Annotated in this window: 16 protein-coding genes; 13 read left to right on the forward strand and 3 right to left on the reverse strand. The window is 49.6% G+C overall.

What is annotated here, in order from left to right; genetic code table 11:
• Positions 1-172: 172 nt before the first annotated feature.
• On the reverse strand, positions 173-4,045 hold the full coding sequence (locus tag RFF05_RS13315; protein WP_409967545.1) for an S-layer homology domain-containing protein: 3,873 nt from the start codon (positions 4,043-4,045) through the stop codon (positions 173-175).
• Between the two features lie 557 nt (positions 4,046-4,602).
• Here RFF05_RS13315 and RFF05_RS13320 point away from each other — a divergent pair.
• Positions 4,603-5,970, forward strand: coding sequence for a D-serine ammonia-lyase (locus tag RFF05_RS13320; protein ID WP_409967546.1), 1,368 nt, complete (start codon positions 4,603-4,605; stop codon positions 5,968-5,970).
• Positions 5,971-6,376: 406 nt separating this feature from the next.
• On the opposite strand, the gene RFF05_RS13325 is transcribed toward RFF05_RS13320, so the two are convergent.
• Positions 6,377-7,117 (reverse strand): FUSC family protein, encoded by a 741-nt coding sequence (locus tag RFF05_RS13325; protein WP_409967547.1) that lies wholly within the window; start codon positions 7,115-7,117, stop codon positions 6,377-6,379.
• Between the two features lie 171 nt (positions 7,118-7,288).
• Complete coding sequence (locus tag RFF05_RS13330) at positions 7,289-7,915, reverse strand: hypothetical protein (RefSeq protein ID WP_409967548.1); 627 nt, start codon at positions 7,913-7,915, stop codon at positions 7,289-7,291.
• A 141-nt stretch (positions 7,916-8,056) separates the two neighbouring features.
• Here RFF05_RS13330 and RFF05_RS13335 point away from each other — a divergent pair, with 141 nt between their 5' ends.
• The 12 genes from RFF05_RS13335 to RFF05_RS13390 all read left to right on the forward strand — a co-directional run bounded on the left by RFF05_RS13335 (position 8,057) and on the right by RFF05_RS13390 (position 21,790).
• Positions 8,057-8,575, forward strand: a complete 519-nt coding sequence (locus RFF05_RS13335) for a TetR/AcrR family transcriptional regulator (RefSeq protein ID WP_409967549.1) — start codon at positions 8,057-8,059, stop codon at positions 8,573-8,575.
• A gap of 230 nt (positions 8,576-8,805) precedes the next feature.
• A complete protein-coding gene (locus RFF05_RS13340; RefSeq protein ID WP_409967550.1) occupies positions 8,806-9,762 on the forward strand; it encodes an ABC transporter permease in 957 nt (318 codons plus the stop codon).
• On the forward strand, positions 9,759-10,748 hold the full coding sequence (locus tag RFF05_RS13345) for an iron chelate uptake ABC transporter family permease subunit (protein ID WP_409967551.1): 990 nt from the start codon (positions 9,759-9,761) through the stop codon (positions 10,746-10,748). Before RFF05_RS13340 ends, RFF05_RS13345 begins: the two co-directional genes overlap by 4 nt.
• Positions 10,749-10,751: 3 nt before the next feature.
• Entirely contained in the window at positions 10,752-11,504 is a 753-nt protein-coding gene (locus RFF05_RS13350) for an ABC transporter ATP-binding protein (protein ID WP_409967552.1), read from the forward strand.
• Between the two features lie 74 nt (positions 11,505-11,578).
• Positions 11,579-12,580: an ABC transporter substrate-binding protein gene (locus RFF05_RS13355; protein ID WP_409967553.1), complete on the forward strand. Its 1,002-nt coding sequence runs from the start codon at positions 11,579-11,581 to the stop codon at positions 12,578-12,580.
• Between the two features lie 180 nt (positions 12,581-12,760).
• On the forward strand, positions 12,761-14,446 hold the full coding sequence (locus RFF05_RS13360) for an FAD-dependent oxidoreductase (RefSeq protein WP_409967554.1): 1,686 nt from the start codon (positions 12,761-12,763) through the stop codon (positions 14,444-14,446).
• 44 nt (positions 14,447-14,490) lie between these two features.
• On the forward strand, positions 14,491-15,135 hold the full coding sequence (locus RFF05_RS13365) for a rubredoxin-like domain-containing protein (protein WP_409967555.1): 645 nt from the start codon (positions 14,491-14,493) through the stop codon (positions 15,133-15,135).
• Positions 15,128-16,285, forward strand: a complete 1,158-nt coding sequence (gene rbr, locus RFF05_RS13370) for a rubrerythrin (RefSeq protein WP_409967556.1) — start codon at positions 15,128-15,130, stop codon at positions 16,283-16,285. Before RFF05_RS13365 ends, rbr begins: the two co-directional genes overlap by 8 nt.
• Positions 16,286-16,566: 281 nt before the next feature.
• A complete protein-coding gene (locus RFF05_RS13375; protein WP_409967557.1) occupies positions 16,567-17,934 on the forward strand; it encodes a YjiH family protein in 1,368 nt (455 codons plus the stop codon).
• Positions 17,935-18,281: 347 nt separating this feature from the next.
• Positions 18,282-19,802, forward strand: a complete 1,521-nt coding sequence (locus RFF05_RS13380) for an ABC transporter ATP-binding protein (protein WP_409967558.1) — start codon at positions 18,282-18,284, stop codon at positions 19,800-19,802.
• Positions 19,799-20,857: an ABC transporter permease gene (locus RFF05_RS13385; protein WP_409967559.1), complete on the forward strand. Its 1,059-nt coding sequence runs from the start codon at positions 19,799-19,801 to the stop codon at positions 20,855-20,857. The genes RFF05_RS13380 and RFF05_RS13385 overlap by 4 nt, the downstream gene beginning before the upstream one ends.
• Complete coding sequence (locus RFF05_RS13390) at positions 20,858-21,790, forward strand: ABC transporter permease (protein WP_409967560.1); 933 nt, start codon at positions 20,858-20,860, stop codon at positions 21,788-21,790.
• The last annotated feature ends 36 nt before the right edge of the window (positions 21,791-21,826 follow it).

Genomic DNA, 21,826 nt, shown 5'->3' on the forward strand with positions numbered 1-21,826 from the left:
TCCTAATCATAGTGGTATAGACTATGATTGGGAGGATTTTTCTATGCGGAGAAGGCAACGAGGTGTTTGCGTTATTTACTAAATCCGCTGTACTTGGGGCCGACTTTATTTTGGGCGGTATGCTCCATTTGAGACGGCAGTTTTTGTTGCTTTAGCAGATCAGTATCAACGATTAGCCCATGTAACGATACAGGAAGGTTACAATGGCGCCACGGTTGCATACGGTGTTGGGTTGGAATGTACCATCACTGTAGCCAGTGGTGATGCCATTTTCAACAGCCCACAGCACTGCATTGTAGCAGTAAGAGCCAACGGCCACATCACTCATGGCAGTGCCAGACGCGGTGGGCTCACCAGCGGCACGGTACAAGAAGGTGACGATGGCACCACGGTTGCAAGTGGTGTTGGGACGGAAGGTACCGTCTTCGTAGCCAGTGGTGATGCCGTTTTCCACAGCCCACAGCACAGCGTTGTAGTAGTAAGCGCCTTCTACCAAATCGGAGAAGGGATTGTCGATGGTGGCTTCTGGCTCACCAGCGGCACGCCACAAGAAGGTGACAGCTTGGGCACGGGTGCAAGCTTCGGTGGGTGCAAAGGTGAAGTCATCTTTGCCTGCAGTGATTTCATTTTCAACAGCCCACAGCACTGCATCATAATAGTAAGCGTTCACATCCACGTCGGTGAAGGTGTTGGTGTCGTGGATGATGGCATAGACAGAGAAGTGAGAAGTGGCAAAGGAGGCCACGCCAGTTTCTGCGTCATAAGTGGTTTCCATGGGGGTGATGGTGCCGTCGTCGGCAATGTACCACACCACAATGTTGGAAGCATCTTCCCCATCTTGCAGGGTGTAGGGCACGGTGACGGTGATTTCGGCACCGCCGAAGGAGGACACGGTTTTGTCGCCTGCGGCCACGGTCAAGTCCACGATGGTGGCGTTGGCCAAAGCGGCGGTGGTGGTGGCCAGAGTATCGGGTGCCACTTGTGCCACAGAGATGGTGATTTCTGCGCCGTTAGCTTGATCAGCGATGGCAGTCAGAGCATCGGAGGGGATGGACAAGGTGCCAATGTCAGAGGACACAACCAAAGCTTCCACGGCAGAATCGGCGATGGAAGTGGCGGCATCGGCGGAGATGACGGCAGACACGGTGTCAGTAGAGGACTTGGTGGACACAGCGATTTCCACAGTTGCGGTTTCGCCAGAGGCAGCTTCCACAGCAGCTTCGATGGCGGTTTCAACCTTGCTATCGGTGACGGTAGCGGTGGTGGTGGAGCCAGAAGTGGAGGTGGAAGTAGAAACAGAAGCGTTGACGCTACCGTCGGTGCTGGTGGTGGTGTCGGGGGTGGTGGTAGTGGTGGTGCTAGAAGAGGAGCCACCAGTGGAGGTGGAGTTCTTGCTCCAAGAAGCAGTCAGTTCGGTGTCTGCGGTGAAGGTAGTAGCGGTGGTCACATAACCAGTCACGCCTTCTGCAGTCCAACCCTTGAAGGTGTAGCCAGAACGAGTAGCAGCGGGGATGGTTTCCAGGGTGCCATCGGTGGCCATGACAACAGCAGCAGTGCCACAGGTGCCAGAACCAGCGTTGAAGGTGATGACCACACCATTGATGGTGGCAGTATCTGCAATGGTCAAAGCGTAAGCGCTGGGAACAGTCAAAGTGGTGTTGGATTCGATGGTGAGAGTTGCTGTGCCAGGAACGGTCAAATCATCGGTGAGGGTAATGTCGCAAGCCAATGTTACACTGGTGCTATCTGACAAAGAGTTACGCAGAGTGGTTTCAGAGAACACAATGTTGGAATCATCCTCAGTGTTGGAAATATCGCCGTAGCAATCGGTGAAGGTGTTGTCAGATGCAGCCAAAACGGCAAGAGCAGTAGTATCATCGAGACGTTCTTGGCCGATTGCATTATCACAATTATAGAAGTCGCAACCAGTGATGGTCACGCTGGTGTTGCCCCACAGGCAAACGCCAGCACTATCATCAGTGTCTTCATGAGGGGCGCCTGTGATAGTGCAATCAGTGATGGTACCAGTCACCAAATAGTCAACAGCTTCACCATACACGTCGATGGCATTGTTGGTGGTATGGTTGCGGCCGCTTGCATCAATCACACAGTTGGTGATTTCAAAGGTACCAGATTCAATCACAATACCATGACGGGTGACCGTATTCACTGTCACAGTGTCAAAGACAACTTTCGTGGTTTGGGGATTTTCGTAATCCGCATAAATGGCACCAGAGTTTGTCATGTCGGAAACAGTTAAATTTTTCAATGTGACGGTTTGAGAAGCGTCATCTACATCAATTACAATACCAGAATCACTGTAATGATTAGAAACGATGCTACCTGCGCCTTGACCAGAAATTTCATGACCATCGCCATCGATGGTCACACCCTTTGTGATGGTCAGAGGTGCGGTCAAGGCGATATCATCGCCCAGTTTCACATCACCACCAGCGGCGATAGCAGCCGCCAAGCCAGCTTCGTCGTTGACCACGATGGTGCCTTCATTGGTCAGCACGCCGTGAAGGCTTACAGCCACAGTGCCAGTGATATCCATGGATGCGCCTTCGGCAATCACCACTTCACTGCCGTCTGCATCGTCAGCAGACACGATTTCCAAAGTGCCGGCCACAGACAAGGTGCCAGACTCTTGCACCACAGTGATGCCAGTTGTGCCAGTTGTGCCAGTTGTGCCAGTTGTGCCAGTTGTGCCAGTTGTGCCAGTTGTGCCAGTTGTGCCAAATTGGGTGGCAAAGATTTTGCCAGTAGGGATGGAGGCATCGCCAGCCACGGTGATGGTGATTTCGCCACCTTCGATGGACATGGTGGCGGTGCTATCAGCGGCCAATTCCATGTAGCCACCTTCGCCAAAGAGTTGAATCCCAGCGATAGTGAACACGCCGCTATCAGTGGTGGTGAAGTCACCAGTGCCAGTCAAGGCAGTTGCGGAGGTGATGGTACCATTGTTGATGATGGTGCCGTTGTTGACGATGGTGCCATTGTTCACCAGGGTGGCGCCTTCGGCAATGGTAAAGGTTGCACCTTCATCGATGGTGAAATCATAGCCTGCGTTGATGGTCAGGGTGAAGTCGCCGTCGTCATAAGAGGACAGGCTTGCATCGTTGGTGATGGTCACAGCAGAGCTTACGCCTCTGGAGTAGGTCATCACCACATCACGGCTGTGGTTCAATGCATAGGTGTATTCGCCAATTAGTGCCACATAAGAACCATTCAACGCAATGAGGGATTCATCATCAATGGTGATATCCCCATCGTTGGAGTGGACTTCTTTATCAACGTTGTCAAAGGTGCAACCAGAAATGGTTGCGCTGGCATCTTCTACATAGATACCAGTTGCGAAATAGCGGTCAGATTGACCAGCTTGTTCCCAAGTCTTTTCGATGTTGGTGAAGTTGGTGCCAGTGATGGTGGCCTCGGTATCTTTGCCCAAAACGGAGATGCCAACTGCAACAGATGCATCAGCCGAATCGGACTTCAAATCAGTGAAATCACAATTTGTAACAGTCAATTCGCCAGCCATTACATAGACGGGTTCGTCAGCGCACTCAGAGAAGGTGACGTCATCCAAGGATAGAGATGCACCTGTTGCGTCAGCGCTTACATAGAAGGTGCGGACGGAGTTTATACGATTGAATTGATAGAAGGTCACATCTTCTACCACGACGTCAATATCAGAATTGACGGTGAAAAGCACATTGTGTCGTGCAAAGGAACCAGTGATGGTTTTGTCGTTACCGATGATGGTCACGTCTTTTTCCAGCACGATGGTTTTGCTAGTCTGTGCATTGTTTTCAAAAATAGAATTGTGGGTGACAGTGTCATTCAACTTGGCATTTGCAACGGTGAAGCTATCGGTCAGCTTCACATAGCCACCAGCTTGTACTGCTTCTACGAAATCGGTAGCATTGTCTACTTCATAAGGGGTTTCGGCGGTGCCTGCCCCCAGTTCCACCGCCCCAGCGGTGACGGTCATCAGACCAGCCATGGCCAAGGCCATGAGGGCGGTTGCCCAAAGTTTTTTCATGTTTTCTTCCTTCTAGGTTTTTCCAAATTGGTTACAATTATTTCCAATTTGTTACAATATAATCTAAATCAGACTGATATTTCCAACATATTGTAACATTTAAATTGGGGGATTGCAACCGATTTCGGCAAGAAAAACTCTACCAAATTCTGCGTAATTTGGTGTGTTTTTCTATCTATATTTTTTGAAGGTTCATTGCAAAATGAAGAGATTGCAATCAACCAATATAGACCAGCCTAGACGTGGGCAATCAATGATATGGGGGCTTGAAAGGGCTGAAAAATTTTCTGCCATTGCAGTGGTATACTACGCTCTGTGTCAATACACCTGTTTTCAAGTTTTGTGTCCGAGTTTTGTATTGCATATTTTCCCTTTGCGTGATACAATCTTTAGCGAGTTAGCGCAGATTAGACGGCGTTTTATAGGGAGTGGGCCACGTTCTATGTTGAGAAAAGAAGGCCCTTTTCAAGATAATTTGCCGCGGTATATATGGCGGTGTTCAGTGTCATGTTGACAACTGTTTTCAGTGGGTGTCATCGGCGGAAAGGACGAATTTTATGGAACATGATTGTATTTTAGGCAAATCCAAGGGGGAATGGCTGGCGGAATTTCCCATTTTGCAAGACCTTTGTGACTTGAAGGAAACCTGCTGGCGCAATCCAGACCAACTGCCATACCAACAGGCGGTGGCCCAGTGTGCATTGACCATGGCGGACATCCAAGACGCATCGGCACGGTTGCAACGCTTTGCGTCGTATTTCATCAGTGCCTTTTCCGAAACACGCCCCTTAGAAGGGTTGCTGGAATCTCCAATGGTGGAAATTCCTCGCATGAAAACAGTGCTAGAAACCCAATATGGCAAGAGTATTGATGGCAATTTGATGGTGAAATTAGACAGTCATTTGCCCATTTCTGGGTCCATTAAAGCCCGTGGCGGTATTTATGAAGTGCTGAAATTGGCGGAGGAGATTGCCCTAAAAGAAGGGTATCTCACCTTGGAGGACGACTATCAAATTCTGGACACACCACGGTTTCGTGCCCTGTTTTCACGCTACGCTGTGGCGGTGGGCTCCACTGGGAATTTGGGGTTGTCCATCGGTATCATCAGCGCCAAATTGGGGTTCAAAGTGGCGGTGCATATGTCGGCAGATGCCCGTCAGTGGAAGAAGGATTTGTTGCGGAGCAAGGGTGTTGAGGTCTACGAATATGCGTCCGATTACAGTGTGGCGGTGAAAGAAGGGCGTATCGCCGCCCAAGACAATCCCTTTTGCCACTTTGTGGACGATGAAAACTCCAAAACGTTGTTTTTGGGCTATGCCGTGGCGGCGCTACGCTTGAAAAATCAATGTGCAGAGCAGGGCATTGTGGTGGATGCATACCATCCTTTGTGTGTTTATTTGCCATGCGGTGTGGGCGGTGGCCCTGGTGGGGTGGCCTTTGGCATCAAGATGGTGTTTGGCGCCCATGCCCACTGCTATTTTGCAGAACCCACCCATTCTTGCTGTATGCTTTTGGGTATGGCGACGGATTATCACGACCAAGTGAGCGTCCAAGATTTTGGCATCGATAACAAAACCGTTGCCGACGGACTGGCAGTAGGCCGTGCCTCTGGATTTGTGGGGCGGTTTATCAAGCCCTTATTGGATGGCTGTTACACCGTCACGGATAGCCGTATGTACCAGATGTTGGCGCAACTGGCAGACAGCCAAGATATTTGGTTGGAGCCCAGTGCATTGGCTGGCATGATTGGCCCCGTTGTGATGGGTGACCAAGAAACGGCGGACACAACGCCCACCCATTTGGTTTGGGCCACAGGGGGCAACATGGTGCCACAAGATACCATGGAAGCCTATTACCGCACAGGCAAAGCGTGTCTGCTAGTTGAAAGAAAACAGAGCACGGCATGGATTTTTGCACAAGGCTAACGCCTTAACTCCAGCGTTCGCTGGAGTGCCCTTCGGGCGTGCAAAAAGCCGTCACGCATGGTCACAGGGGCTAATGCCCCTCTGGGCTACGCCCAGCCCCCACATAGTGGGGGTGACCATATTGTATACAATCCTGCCACCCCTCGCCAGAGGGGCTGGGCGTTAGCCCAGAAGGGGCGTAGCCCCATGGCAGGTGCGTGACGACTTTTTGTCTGCCCAGCGGGCGCTCTAGCGAACGCTAGAGCAAGGGCGAAGCCCTAGACAAAAATCTATGGATTTTGGGAGCATATAATCACGGTGGCGAAGGCGGTTTCGCCGCATATATGGAGGTCAAAACCGACCCAAAAGATAGCGCCACGCCAAAACCCGACAAGTCGAGACTTGTCGGGTTTTATCGTTTTAATCGTTACTTTTTTGCAACGATTAGCTTCTCTTTTGTATAGTCTTGGTACAAAGTCGGTAGTAATTTATCACACACATAGCATAACACCAACGTCAGAATTGCGCCAAGAATTGTCCAAAGCACCCTTTGACCCACAATCGTATAGCTTAAATCACCGCTGGCTAAGATATTGCCCACTGTTGCGTGCATGCCAATGCACGCACTGCCCATAATGTACTTGTTAGGCATGAAAAACCCAATGCCAATCATTGTGATCACAGCAACAGCGATGAGCGCCACCGTGTTTGCATGCCAAAACACCAAGCCACCAAGAACAACCATGCTAATCAGCGCACCGATCATTCTACGTTGTCCTCTCATGGAAATTCGCCCGTAATCTCCGCCAATTAGCACGGCGCTTGCCGATATAATGAGCCAATATCCTCTGTGGTCATACACAAGATATCCAACCCAGCAAATGATGAAAATAATCAGGCAATGCACCAGTGTTCTCTGTACAGTGGTAGGGTTTTCCTTGAAAAAGGTTTTATATTTGCACATTGTACTTTGAGCGATACCATCGGCAGAATGGAATGGCACGCCTTTTTTGTGAAGCTTCATACCTGTACACATAAGCAGAATGGCCGTCAATAGCAATCCCCATTTTACAATATCAGTCGCAACGTCCACGCCGCCACCTTGGTTGTTTATGATTAAAAATATAAGTCCAATATGAAAGTAAAATGGAAATTTATAATGATTCACACGCCAAAAAATATAGGAACACCCATAAATCACAGTGAACAAAAAGGGCACAAATATGGGATACTGCGCCGTGATTGCGCCTAACACACAAACCAAAATAAGATATAAAGCCAGCGTTAACTGGGAGATTGTTTTCGAGAAAATTGACATTGCGAAATTCTCCTGTTCAAATTATGCTGTTTTGATAGCGGGCTTGATGTCGTCCCATTTTACCAAGGCGATGATGTACAGAATGTCAAACACACTGCAGATGATGCCTGTAATCAAAATGAAGATATTGAAATCTTGTATCAGCGCAAAGCTGATGGTAGGCGCCAGCGTGCCAATCCATTTGGCAACGGCCAGCAGGACAGATTGCCCTTCTTTGCTTTGGCGGTGAAAGAGCATGGTCAAAAACAGGATGGACATGGCTGCGTTTTGTAAAAAAGCAGAATAGGAAGCGGCTTCAGAACTGATGAAGTGGAGATAAAATGCCATTTGAATGGCAAAGGTTGTGGCAAAGGCCAGCACGCTAAAGGGCACGAAATACTTCTTTGCAGCGTCTGGCACATATTTCTTGCCATACTTAAAGTACGTCACAACAATCACCGCATCCAGAGCGCACCAAATGAAATTGATGGGCGTTTGAATGGTGGGCGCCGCCAAACCATTGATGGTATAAATGGCCTCCCACGCAATGTTAAGCCCCAAGGCAAACAGAGGCATTGCGTAGCTCTTGTCCTTAAAACCCTTTCTGATTGCCTCAATGTAGACAATCGTCCACGCAATACCGCTGAGCAAGGTTAAAAATGTAGTCATAAAAATTCCCCTTCTATACTTGACTGAAATTGTAACAAATGTTATGATTGTTACATCTGTTACAGTTTATTATAATAGATTGGAAATTCAAAGGGAAGATACAGAATCTATCCTTTTGTTACAGTTCTGGAGGGGGTACTGATGAAACAATCGGAACGAAGCAAGCAATGGATGGCGGATGCCCTGCTCCTTCTCATGGAGGACACGCCCTATCACCAGATTTCCGTTACGGATATCACAGAGAAAGCAGGGGTATCAAGGCTGACTTTTTATCGGAATTTTGAAAGCAAGGACGATATTCTTCAGTTTCATTTTGACCGTACATTCTCGGCCTATATTGCATCCGTCCAAGCGGACGCATTTGATTTGGAACAGGCCTTAACCCAGTGTTTTAAATTTTGGCACTGTTATAAATCTAACATCAAATTATATCTAAAAAACGACCTCCACAGGGGCATGGCGCGCCCTCTGGAACAATACTTGAATGTTGTCTTGACCAAAGGGGAATATAAGGATTCGTTCACGCAAATACAAAAAACATTTATTGTGGGCGGTTTGTTTGCGTCCATGGTCTCTTTGGCGGTTCAGCAGTCTGAGCAAACCCCAGAAGAAATGGCCAGTGCTGTGTTGGAAATACTCAATTACGAACACCTGCGCTGAAATGAAGGAGATTTCCCATTGTTTATAGCACTTGTTACACAAAAAACGCCGTTGCACAAATAATTGTGCAACGGCGTTTTGACTTAGTATGGTAATTGGCTTCTTTTCCCATTGACATGATAGGATAAATGTGATAGACTTGTGAAACTTGGTTAGAAATAACTAACCAATGATTACCGATTGTATTTTTTGGAGGTGCTCCCATTCGTACCCACTTTGCTACCATCACCATGGCACTGGCGCTGGCTGTGCTGTCGGTTTTATCCCTGTTCATCGGTGCCATTGACCTGACACCCATTTTCCGTGGCGACACCCAGTACCTATTTTTACTCTTCATCTCTCGTGTGCCACGGTTGCTGGCCATCCTTTGCACAGGGGTGGGCATGAGCGTGGCAGGGCTGATTATGCAGCAGCTCTGCATGAATAAATTTGTCTCTCCCACCACAGGCGCCACCATTTCTTCCGCCCAGTTTGGCATCATGCTGTCTCTGGTGTTTTTCACTGGTACAAGCCTGTTTCAGCGGACGGCACTGGCCTTTGCCTGCGCCATGATTGGCACTTGGATTTACGTTTGGATGATTCAGCGTATCAAGGTGAAAGATATGGTGATGGTGCCTCTCATCGGCATCATGTTTGGTTCGGTTATCTCTGGGTTCACCAGTTATTTCGCCTTAGAAGCTGGGGTGACCCAGTCACTCAGCGGTTATTTGGTGGGTAGTTTTGCCCTGATTATCCAAGGGCGCTATGAAATCGTCTTTTTGGTTTTGCCTCTGATTCTACTGGCCTATATCTTCGCCAACCACTTTAACATTGTGGGTATGGGGGAGAATTTCGCCAACAATCTGGGGGTGAATTACAATGTGGTGCTGTTTTTGGGCTTATCCATCGCCGCGTTGATTACAGCTAGTATTGTAGTGGTGGTGGGGAGCATTTCCTACATCGGTCTCATTGTGCCCAACGCTGTGGCCATGTTCCGTGGTGACAAAATCCGCAATTCTCTGCTGGATGTGTCCATTTTTGGGGCCTTATTTGTCCTGATTTGCGACGTGATTGGTCGATTGGTCATCCACCCCTACGAACTGCCCATCGACTTAATTTCTGGGATTTTAGGCAGTGCCATTTTCTTGGTGCTGATGTTCAAACGTCTGGCACCACCCAAAGCCAAGAAAGCTGAGGTGGCAAAATGAACGTGCATTTGAAATCCAATGTAAAGTTGAAACATTCCACTATTTTGGCCATTTTAGCCATGATTGCCCTTCTATTTTGTGTGCTATACATGACAGTGGAGGTTGACCGTAGCAAGCAGATGTTCATCGACTATGCCATGTATATCCGCAAGCCAAAGCTGTGGTCCATGGTGATTGCCGCCTTTTGTATTGGCACCGCCAGTGTGGCCTTCCAGTCGGTCATCCGCAACACCTTGGTGACACCATGCCTGTTGGGGATGAACTCGCTGTACAGTCTCATCAACACCACCATCTACTTTTTTGTGGGCAGTGGCAGTGTGTGGGTCATGAACAAATATGCTTCGTTTGGGCTGAATTTGGTAATTATGGGTGTCGTTGGCACGGCAATTTACGGTTTTTTGTTCCGTAAAACCAAGTCCAACGTCCTCTATGTCATCTTGGCTGGCACCGTGCTCTCCAACTTTTTTGGCAGCATCCAAACCACCTTGACCCGTATCATGGACCCCAACGCCTACGACACCTTGCTGACCAAGCTGATTGCTGGCTTTAGCAATGTGAACACCGATATTTTGCTGTTGGCGACGGTGGTGTGCGCTGTGATTGTGGTGGTGTTTTGGCGGTATATCCGCCTGCTAGACGTGATGACCTTGGGCAAAGATCAAGCCATCAATCTGGGTGTGGACTACGACAAAAGCGTGGCACGCATTTTACTGGCTGTGGTGCTGTTAATCGCCACCGCCACCGCCGTGGTGGGGCCGTTGTCCTTCATGGGGCTCATCTTATCCAACCTAGCACGGCAACTGTTTCGCACCTATCGCCACACCTATTTGCTACTGGGCGCCTTCTTGTTGGGGGTGATTTTACTGGTGGGTGGGCAGTTGCTCATTGAGCACGTGTTTGCCTTCGGCACCAGTATTTCCGTGTTTATCAGCATGTTCGGTGGCAGTTATTTCCTCTACTTAATCATGAAAAACAAAGGAGCGTAAGCCATGAAAATCAACGGATTATACAAGTCTTTCGGCACGAAAATCGTGGTCAATGACGTGTCCTTTACCATTCCAAAAGGCAAAGTCACTGCCCTCATTGGCCCCAACGGGGCAGGGAAGTCCACGGTGCTGAACATGATTACCCGTCTCATCGCCCGTGATGCAGGGCGGATTTTGATTGACGACAAAGACCTTGCCGATTACCAAAGCCATGACCTTGCCAAGCGTCTGGCGATTTTGACCCAGACCAACCACATCACCATGAAGCTCACCGTCCGTGAACTGGTGGCCTTTGGGCGCTTCCCCCACGCTGGCTCCCGTTTGGGGCAAGCGGATTGGGCGAAGGTGGACGAAGCCATCGCCTACATGGAGATGAGCGAGTTTAGCAGTCGCTTCATCGACGAACTCTCTGGCGGTCAGCGTCAGCGTGCTTACATCGCCATGGTGCTGGCACAGGACACGGAGTACGTGTTTTTAGACGAGCCCACCAACAATCTGGACATTTACCATTCCTCCAACATGATGAAGCTGTGTCGTAAATTCAGCGACGAACTGGGGAAAACCGTGATTTTGGTGCTCCATGAAATCAACTTTGCCGCCTGTTATAGCGACTACATCGGTGCCTTCAAAGACGGTGCCCTGTATCAATTTGACACGGTGGACAAGGTGATGACAGCGGAAACTTTGAAGGCGCTGTACCAAGTGGATTTCCAAATCCAACAGCTTAACGGCAAGCCTGTGTCGTTGTATTACTAACGGAAAATACCGTCTACGGACGGTTTTTCATATATCAAACCGTTAGCTTATGCTAACAATTCGAAAGGAACCCTATGAAAAGAACACTATCCCTGATTTTGGCTCTGGCCATGTCCATGAGCCTTGTGGCTTGCAGTTCTTCTGCAGTTGAAGAAGAAACCACCACCGAAGAAACCGTTGCCACCGAAACCGCTACCCCTGAAACCGTCACCATCTCCGTCCAAAACGCTGAGAGCGAATGGATTGATTTGGCTGTGCCTTACTATCCCACTCGCATTGTGTTTGTGGACTATGTGGCCTTTGATATGTGCGCCGCTCTGGGCATTTTGGAAAACCCCGACGTGGAGTTTTTGACCATCCAAGGCTCCATGGCTGACTACCTGAAAGCCTATGTGCCCGCAGGCTCTCCCGACTTGGGCGGTCTGAAGGACTACGACATGGAAGCCATCATGTCCTTTGAACCTGACATCATCTTCACCAGCGGTCGTACCCGTGCTGCTTACGATGAGTTCTCCCTGATTGCACCCACCGTGTGCACCGGTCTGGTCTACGAACCCAGCACCTTTGAAAGCTTCACCACTTTGAACCTGCGCAATGCATCCATCTTCGGCTTGGAAGCAGAAGCACAAGCCATGATTGATGGCTACATGGGTCGCTTGGAAGCATTGCAAGCTTGGGGTGAAGGGCAAACTGCCGCTCTGACTTTGTTCACTGGCGGTGCCATGACCACCAACGGCAACAGCTCTCGTACCTCTATGATCACCAACGACGTGGGCTTTGAAAACGTAGCCGCTGACGTGGATGCTACCCACGGTGTGGAAGCATCTTACGAAGCACTGCTGGCCATCAACCCTGACTACATCTTCGTTCTGGACCGTGACAGCGCCATCTCCACAGAAGGTGCATCCACTGCCCAAGAACTGTTGGACAACGCCATCATCCAACAAACCTCCGCTTGGCAAAACGGCAACATCGTGTATCTGGAACCCAACGTCTGGTACCAACACGAAGGTGGCATGCTGTCTATGGACGTGATGCTCTCCGACTTGGAAGTGGGCATGAACGCCGCTAACTAAATAGCAACAATCCCCTTATCAATTGGAGTTTATGCCAGTTGATAAGGGGATTTCCTTTTTATATCGATTTTCTGAAAATGGCTTGACAAATTCTGGAATATATAGTATATTAGTAGTTACTTATATACTGATTTAAAGAGTTGTTGTAAGGAATTAAAGGCGAGACAGGGAGGTAATGGTATGAAAGTTGTAATTGTAGGCGGTGTGGCTGGTGGAGCCACGGCGGCGGCACGGCTGAGACGATTGGATGAACAAGCCCAAATCATTGTCTTTGAAAAATCAGGATTTGTATCCTATGCCAACTGTGGCCTGCCTTATTTTATCGGCGGCGTCATTGAAAATGAAGAAGCCTTAACTTTGCAAACCCCAGAAAACTTCAAAATCCGCTTTAACATCGACGTAAACGTCCACCACGAAGTGCTCGCTATCCACAAAGAAGCCCAAACCGTCACCGTGAAGAACCTAGCCACAGGTGAGATATTTGACGAAAGCTACGACCGTCTCATCCTCTCCCCCGGTGCCAAACCCACGGTGCCCAATCTAGATTTGACCGCCTTAAAGCAGGTCTTTAGCCTGCGTACCGTGGAAGATACCTTAAACATCCACCGCTATATCCAAGCCAACAAGCCCAAGTCTGTCCTCTTAGCTGGCGGTGGGTTCATTGGGGTGGAATTGGCAGAAAACCTCTGCGATTTGGGCATGGATGTAACCATTGTCCAAAGCCAACCCCAGTTGATGGCACCGCTGGATAGCGAAATGGCGGCGTTTTTACACAGCACCATGCGTGCCCACGGGGTCAAGTTGGCCTTCGGGCACCGCGTGTCAAATATTCGAGCCGTTGACGGCGGTGTGGAAGCGGTGTTCAAAGACGGTGGCTCCCTCCAAGCCGATATGATGGTGCTTGCCATTGGGGTCACCCCTGACACCAAACTTGCCAAAGACGCAGGACTGACACTGGGCATTCGTGAGAGCATCGTGGTCACCGACAAAATGGAAACCTCCCACAAGAACATCTATGCCGTGGGGGATGCGGTGCAGGTGAAGCACAGTATCACTGGGGAAAATGCCCTGATTTCACTGGCTGGCCCTGCCAATAAACAAGGCAGAATCGTGGCCGATGTGATTTGCGGACTAGACAGTCGTTACCACGGTTCACAAGGGTCTTCTGTGCTGAAATTATTTGACATGACCATGGCCACCACAGGCATCAACGAGCGAACCGCCAAGGCCTTAGGCTTGCACTATGACAAAGTGTATCTGTCTCCTGCCAACCACGCAGGCTATTACCCCGGTGGCAATATCATGACCATGAAAGTCCTCTTTGACGCCACTACCTACAAACTGTTAGGGGCGCAAATTGTGGGCTATGACGGTGTGGACAAACGGATCGACGTGTTGGCAACCGCCATGCACATGGGGATGACCGCCCTCCAGCTCAAAGACTTGGACTTGGCCTACGCACCGCCTTATTCCTCTGCCAAAGACCCTGTGAACATGGCAGGATTTATGATTGAAAACATCGCCAATGGCACGGTGAAGCAGTGGTTTATGGAAGATGCTCTCCCCCGTGATGGCAGCGTCACCTTGCTAGACACCCGCACCGCGGAAGAATACGCAGGTGGTCATATCAATGGTTTCCAAAACATCCCCGTGGATGACCTGCGTGAAAACCTCCACACCCTAGAGAAAACCAAGCCCATCTACGTGGTGTGCCAGTCGGGTTTGCGCAGTTATATCGCCTGTCGTATGCTGCGCCAAAATGGGTTTGATGCGTACAACATGGCAGGTGGCTATCGGCTCTATGCCGTAGTGGCAGAAAATGCCCAAGCCAGCAAAGAGGCCTTGCCCTGTGGCAAAGAATCGTGATTTCAGATGGAAAATCCATCATAAAATATAAGGAGGATGTGTGTATGAGCAAGTATATTTGCTCCATTTGTGGCTATATTCACGACGAAGCCACTGGCGTACTGTGGGATGACTTGGGGGCTGATTGGGTCTGTCCACTGTGTAAAGCGGACAAATCGGCCTTTCAAAACCAAGAGGCCAAAGCCAAAATCGCCCCTGTAACAGAAACGTTAGAGTTGGACGATGACCTGCGAGAACTGTCGGTGTTGGAGATGAGTATTCTCTGTTCCAATCTGGCAAAGGGTTGTGAAAAGCAGTACCAAGGGGAAGAGGCAGAACTGTTCACCAAGCTTGCCACCTATTTCAAAGCCGCCGCACCTGCTGTGGAGGGTGACACGAAGGACTTGACCGCTTTGGTGGAGGAAGATTTGACCCAACACATGGTGCTTGCCAATCAAATCGCCACCACCCACGGTGACCGCGGTGCCCAGCGTGCTCTGGTTTGGGGCGAAAAGGTGACCATGATTTTGCAATCCCTTTTGAAGCGATATGCCCAAGAGGGTGATGCCATGTTGGCACACACCAATGTGTACGTGTGTACCATTTGCGGTTTCATCTACATTGGCGACACACCGCCAGAGCTATGTCCTGTGTGCAAGGTGCCAAGTTGGAAGTTTGAACGTGTGGAAGGGGGACAAACCCATGGATAAGCGATTTGCTGTGAGAAACATTCGCCTTTGTACCAAAGATTGCATCTGTCTCTACGTCTGTCCCACAGGGGCAACGGACACGGAAAACAGCATCATCGACGTGGATAAGTGTATCGGCTGTAGCGCTTGCGCCGACGCTTGTCCCTCCCACGCCATTTCCATGGTGCCTGTTACAATGCCACCCCAACAGCCCCATGAGCAACCCGTGGTGGATGCCATGACCTTGCTCCTCCATAGCAAGGCCAAACAAGAAGCCATTGCCTCCCAGTTGGATGGCAGACTGGCCAAAGCTGTGGCACAATCGAGCCGCATCATGGCGGAGGACATCATCCGTGAAGCAGGGTATATGTTGCCACAAAGCCAAAAGGTCAACGACTTTTTAACTGGCTTGCTAACCAAAGAGATTGCCCAAACTGCCAAGGCCGATGTAACCGCCTTGCTAGAAAAATTAACCGTAAACGACCCGAAGATTGAAGTGAAAAAGGAGGATAAACCCATGGCAAAGTATCAATGCACCATCTGTAAACACATTCACGAAGGGGATCTGCCCGACGATTTCATCTGCCCCATCTGCAAGCAACCTGCCAGCGTGTTTGTGAAGCTGGAAGAACCTAAAAACCCATATGCAGGCACCAAAACCGAAGCCAATTTGGCATCTGCCTTTGCAGGGGAAAGCCAAGCCCGTAATAAATACTCTTATTTTGCCAGCGTTGCCAAAAAAGAAGGCTATGAGCAAATTGCAGGTCTTTTCTTGCAGACCGCAGGCAATGAAATGGAACACGCAAAGATGTGGTTCAAGGAATTGAACGGTATTGGCAACACCGCTGAAAATCTGAAGGAAGCCGCCGATGGTGAAAACTACGAATGGACCGATATGTACGATACCTTTGCCAAGGAAGCAGAGGAAGAAGGCTTCCCTGTGTTGGCCGCCAAGTTCCGTGCTGTGGGTGCCATTGAAAAGTCTCACGAAGAACGGTACAGAGCACTGCTCAGCAACGTGGAAATGAAGGCCGTGTTTGAAAAAGGCGAGATGACCATGTGGGAATGTCGCAACTGCGGACACATGGTTATGGGCAAAAAAGCCCCAGAAATCTGCGCCGTCTGCGCCCATCCCCAAAGCTATTTTGAAGTGAGAAGCGAAAACTATTAAAATTAAAACTTGCAACCACAAATTGAACACAGTATAACAATAAAAGCAATCTAGTTTGATTTGTGTTATAAATCCCATTTAAATCCGCTTCACCGCGCTTGGTGGAGTAGCTGCGACCGTGCTTTGGTATGCCACGGCGCAGCGCGTAGCCAATGGTTGAGGGACTACAAGTAACCTCTAAAAAAATTCATATGTTTTTTGTGGAAATTTGTTTGTAAATGCCTGTGGTGATATGATATACTGTACTTCCTATCGCAATTTTTAACCAAGGAGTATAGTCTATGCAAATAAGACCATCGCCAGCCCTGTTGGCGAAGTTTCTCGTGCCCTCTATGGTGGGCATATCGTTATTCATGGCTCCCATTCAAGCAGAGGGGCAATGGACCATTGTTGTGAAAATTATAGCCGATTGCATCGGCTCTGCCATGGGAGATTTCTTGCCACTGCTGTGCGTGCTCATCGTTGTGGGTTCGGGGATTTTGTCAGTGGTGGGGTTGAGAAGCCCCAGATGGCTCACAGGAAATACCATCTTAAAGCAAACCTTTATCACCACGCCGGCTTGGGCTGTGACCCGATTTGTGGGCGGCGTGTTCATTGCCATGACCTATTTTCGATGGGGTGCAGGCAACATCGTGGTGGATATGATCATCGGCGGTGGCGCTGGTGGGTTTGTGCTGGGAGAGCTACTGACGGTGCTGGTGATTATCTTTGCCATTGCTGGCCTATTGTTGCCTTTATTGTTGGACTTTGGCCTGTTAGAATTTGTAGGGGCGCTACTGACAGGGGTGATGCGGCCTTTGTTCAAAATTCCGGGGCGTGCCGCCGTGGACTGCATTACCTCTTGGCTGGGAGATGGCACTTTGGGTGTGATGCTAACCTGTGGGCAATATGAACAAGGGTTTTACTCCGCTCGTGAAGCCGCGGTCATTGCCACTACCTTTTCCGCGGTGTCCATCACCTTTAGCATTGTGGTGCTGAGTCAAGTGGGCTTGATGGCGTATTTCGGGGTGTATTATGTGCTGATTTGTTTGGTGGGGGTGGTTTGCGCTGTTGTTTGCCCCCGTATTCCGCCCCTGTCTCGCAAGCAGGACGCCTATTTGGTGGAAGGTAAAAAAATGGCGGAAACCTTGCCAGATGGATATGGGTCTGGATTGGAATATGGGTTGCATTTGGCTTGCAAGCGTGCCGCTGAATTTCAAGGCGTGGGTAGCTTTTTGCGCAAAGGTATTCAAAATTCTGTGGATATGTGGTTTGGCGTGTTGCCTGTGGTAATGGCGGTGGGCACCGTTGCGCTGGTTTTGTCAAATAACACCCCTGTTTTTGAGGTGTTGGGCTTGCCGTTTGTGCCATTGCTAGAGCTACTGCAAGTGCCAGAAGCCACGGCGGCGTCCAAAACCATGATTGTGGGCTTTGTGGATATGTTTACGCCTGCCATTTTGGCGGCAGAAGCCATTTCCAGTCCCATGACGCGCTTTATTGTGGCCACCATTTCTGTGACCCAGCTGATTTACCTCTCTGAGGTGGGTGGGTTGATTTTAGGGTCTAAACTCCCTGTGAAACTATGGGATTTATTCTTGATTTTCCTAGAACGCACCCTCATCAGCCTCTGCATTGTGGCCCCTGCAGCGCATTTGATTTTTGGCGCGTAATATCAATCTGAAAGGGCGGCTCAAAGTGGTGCATCACTTTGAGCCGCTAAGCTGTCAAAAGGGACAACAGATTCCATGTGATTGTGGCGGAATTGTGAAAATCTTGTAAAATATTGAGAAATATCATCTGTTTTGCACCTCTGATTTTCCATTACGGATATTGACAGTGGGCTGTTTTATCCTGTACAATGGGTACATTAAAAGATATATTAATATGATACTACCTTTTTGGCACCGTTTCTGGCTCATCATTGCTGGTTTCGCCACAGTTGGCAGGATATTTTGCAATGATGCAGGCTTCGGAATGAGGCCTGCTATTTTTCTCTCATTTTCAAAAGGAGGCCACTATGGAAACCTTGTTGCGCATGGAACATATCACCAAACGGTTTGGCCCTGTGTATGCCAACCGAGATATCAATTTAGACATTCGCGCTGGCGAAGTCCATACCCTGTTAGGGGAAAATGGCGCTGGCAAATCCACGTTGATGAACGTGCTCTTTGGGCTGTATCAACCCACAGAGGGGCAGATTTTCCTGCGAGACAAAGCGGTTCGCATTGCCGCTCCTGACCAAGCTGTGGCGCTGGGCATCGGCATGGTGCACCAACATTTTATGCTGGTAGAAGCCATGACCGTCTTTGAAAATATCATTTTGGGAGACAAAAATACCAAAGGTATTTTCATCAAAAAGGCGGTACGCAAAGAAGAAATCATGGCATTATCCGCCCGTTATGGGTTGGAAGTAGAGCTGGATAAGTCGGTCACAGACCTGTCTGTGGGGGCTCAGCAACGGGTGGAAATTTTGAAAGCCTTGTACAAAGGGGCAGATTTGCTGGTGTTGGACGAGCCCTCTGCCGCCTTGACCGACATCGAGGTGGAAGGTCTGTTTGACATCATCCATAAGTTGAAAAGTGAAGGCAAGAGCATCATTTTCATCAGCCACAAAATGCGTGAAGTCATGCGGATTTCTGACCGCATTACCATTTTGCGTGCAGGGGAAACGGTGTGCACCTTAGACATTGACAAAACCAACGCTGGGGAGCTGGCCAACTTGATGATTGGCCGCGAACTAACCCCGTCACAATATAAAAAAGTGGTCTCAACCCAAGACAGTGTGGTGGCGTTAGAGGCAGTGGATTTTGACAAAGACTCCAAGCACAATGGCCTCAATGGGGTGACGTTGAACGTCAAGCGTGGGGAGATTCTGGGTATCGCTGGGGTGGATGGCAACGGACAAAGCCAACTGGCACAGCTTGTCACAGGGGTGCTGAGCCCACAAAAGGGTACATTGAGCCTGAAAGGTTCTAAAATCGCCCAATTTACACCCCATGGATTTATCTTAGAAAATGTGGCGCACATCCCTGAAGACCGCAACAAAATGGGGCTCATCGGCAACATGAGTGTCCAAGATAACATCGTGCTCAAAGAAACGGAAAGCCCCCAATTCTCCAAGGGCAAGGGGCTATTCTTGAAGAAAAAAGCCATGCAAACCTATGCGGCGCAAATGCAGGAAAAATATGATATCCGCTGTGCGTCCATCGCCCAAGAGTCTCGCAATCTCTCTGGTGGCAACCAGCAAAAAATCATTTTGGCCCGAGAATTAGAGGGCAATCCCGACTTGTTGGTGGCGGTCCATCCCACCCGTGGGCTGGACATTGGTGCGGCACGCTTCGTCCATGATACCATGGTGGAAGCCCGTGACAAAGGCTGTGGCGTGCTACTCATCAGCGCCGATTTTGATGAGGTTTTGGAAATGTCAGACCGCATCATCGTGCTGTTTGAAGGACAAATTATGGGTGAATACGCTGGCACCAACCCACCCATTGCAGACATTAGCCTAGCTATGGCTGGCAAAGGAGAGGCAGAATGAAAGCAAAACAAACATTAATCAGCATTGCTGTGCCTTTGCTGTCTATGCTGTGTGCCTTTATCATTGGCGCCATCATCATTGCTGGCTTGGGTGCCGACCCTGTGGAAGCCGTGACTTACTTGTTCAAAGGTGCCTTTGGCACACCTGCCAACATCGCCTCCACCTTGGTGAAGGCCACCCCCTTGATTTTCACAGGTCTGTGTGCCTGCTTCGCCTATAAATGTGGCGTGTTCAACTTGGGTGGGGAAGGGCAATTTCTCATGGGCTCCATCGCCGCCTGTTGGGTGGGCACCACGTGGGGCATGGAAGGCATAGGCGCCACGGTGCTGTGCTTACTCATGGGCGCAGTGGCAGGGGGTATCTGGGGTGCCATTCCTGGGATTTTGAAGGTCAAACGTGGCCTCAGCGAAATCATCGTGTCCATCATGCTCAACTATGTAGCGGTTTTGCTGATGGGGCTGCTGTACACCAGTGTGCTCCGAGATGGCAACGTGCCACAAACTGCCGCCATTCCAGATAGCACCCAACTCCAACGCATCTTCTCCGACCTGCGGGTTACGTGGGGCATTGTCATCGCCTTGGCGGTGGCTGTGGTGGTGCATTATTTCTTGTTTTCCACATCCAAAGGATTTCAACTCCGTGCGGTGGGTATGAACATGACCGCCGCCCAGTTCAACGGCTTTTCTGTCAACCGTTACATCTTGTTAAGCTTCATCGTCTCTGGTGCCATTGCTGGTTTGGGTGGCAGTGTGGAACTGCTGGGCACCCAATATCGCTTGATTAGCGGATATGGCTCTGGCTATGGCTTTGACGGTGTGGCCATGGCGCTGATTGCCCAATTGAACCCACTGGCAACGGTGGTTGTGGCGTATTTCTTCGCTGTTTTACGCACAGGGGCCAACACTATGCAGGCTGGCACAGGGGTGCCAACGTCGGTGATTGACATCATTCAAGCTTTGGTGATTGTCTTTGCCGTGGCAGGGACTGCCATTGTCCGTTTGCCTCAAATCAAAGCATTTTTCGCCCGTAATGCCAAAGAAAAGGAGGGCAAGTAAATGACATTTACCAGTGATTTGTTGTTATCCACCCTTCGTATGGCCACCCCGATCTTGCTGGTGGCGCTGGCAGAGCTGTACTCTGAACGTGCAGGTTTGGTGAACATCGGCTTAGATGGCATCATGGCCTTTGGCGCATTGTCTGGCTTTTTGGCTTGCTTCATCACAGGCAGTCCCTTTATGGGGGTGCTGGTGGGGGCGTTGGCTGGCATCAGCGTGAACATGATTTACGCCTTTTGCACCATCACCCTCTGCGCCGAGCAAATTGTCTACGGCATGGCCATCAATATCTTCGCACCGGCGGTGGCTTCATTTATCTATCGAGTATACTTCGGGGTGTCTACCATTATGCCTCAAGGCACGCTGATGAAGAGTGTCGGACAAATGATGGGAATCTCTAGCAACAGCTTATCGTTCGTCGGAAAACTCTTTTTAGACCAAACGCCCATGGTGTACTTTGCCTATGGCATGGTGATTTTCACGGCCATTTTCTTCTCCAAAACCAAGGCTGGCTTGAACTATAAAGCAGTGGGCGAATACCCCAAGGCCGCTGAAACCTTGGGCATCAACGTCATTCGCCAAAAGTATATTGCCTGTGTGATTTGTGGCGCATTGGCTGGTATGGGTGGCGCCTATTTGACCACCTGCTACGTCAACACCTACTCTGATGGCATTGTCTCAGGTCGTGGGTTCATCGCTTTGTCTGCTGTTATTTTCGGACGCTGGAAAAGCGGTGGTGTGCTATTGGCCTGTCTGCTCTTCGGCTTTTTCGATGCCTTGCAATTGCGTCTGCAAATCGGAAACCCAGCTGTGCCATATCAACTATTCCAAATGATTCCCTACATCTGTACCTTGTTGGCGCTGGCAGTGTTTGGCATTAAAAAATGCAGTCCCAAGTCCAACGGGCAACCCTTCCGTAAGGAAGAACGCTAAGTTTGTAACAGCGGGTCACCGCTTGATACAATACAG

Source organism: Bengtsoniella intestinalis (assembly GCF_039719005.1).
Lineage (GTDB): Bacteria > Bacillota > Clostridia > Oscillospirales > Oscillospiraceae > Oscillibacter > Oscillibacter intestinalis.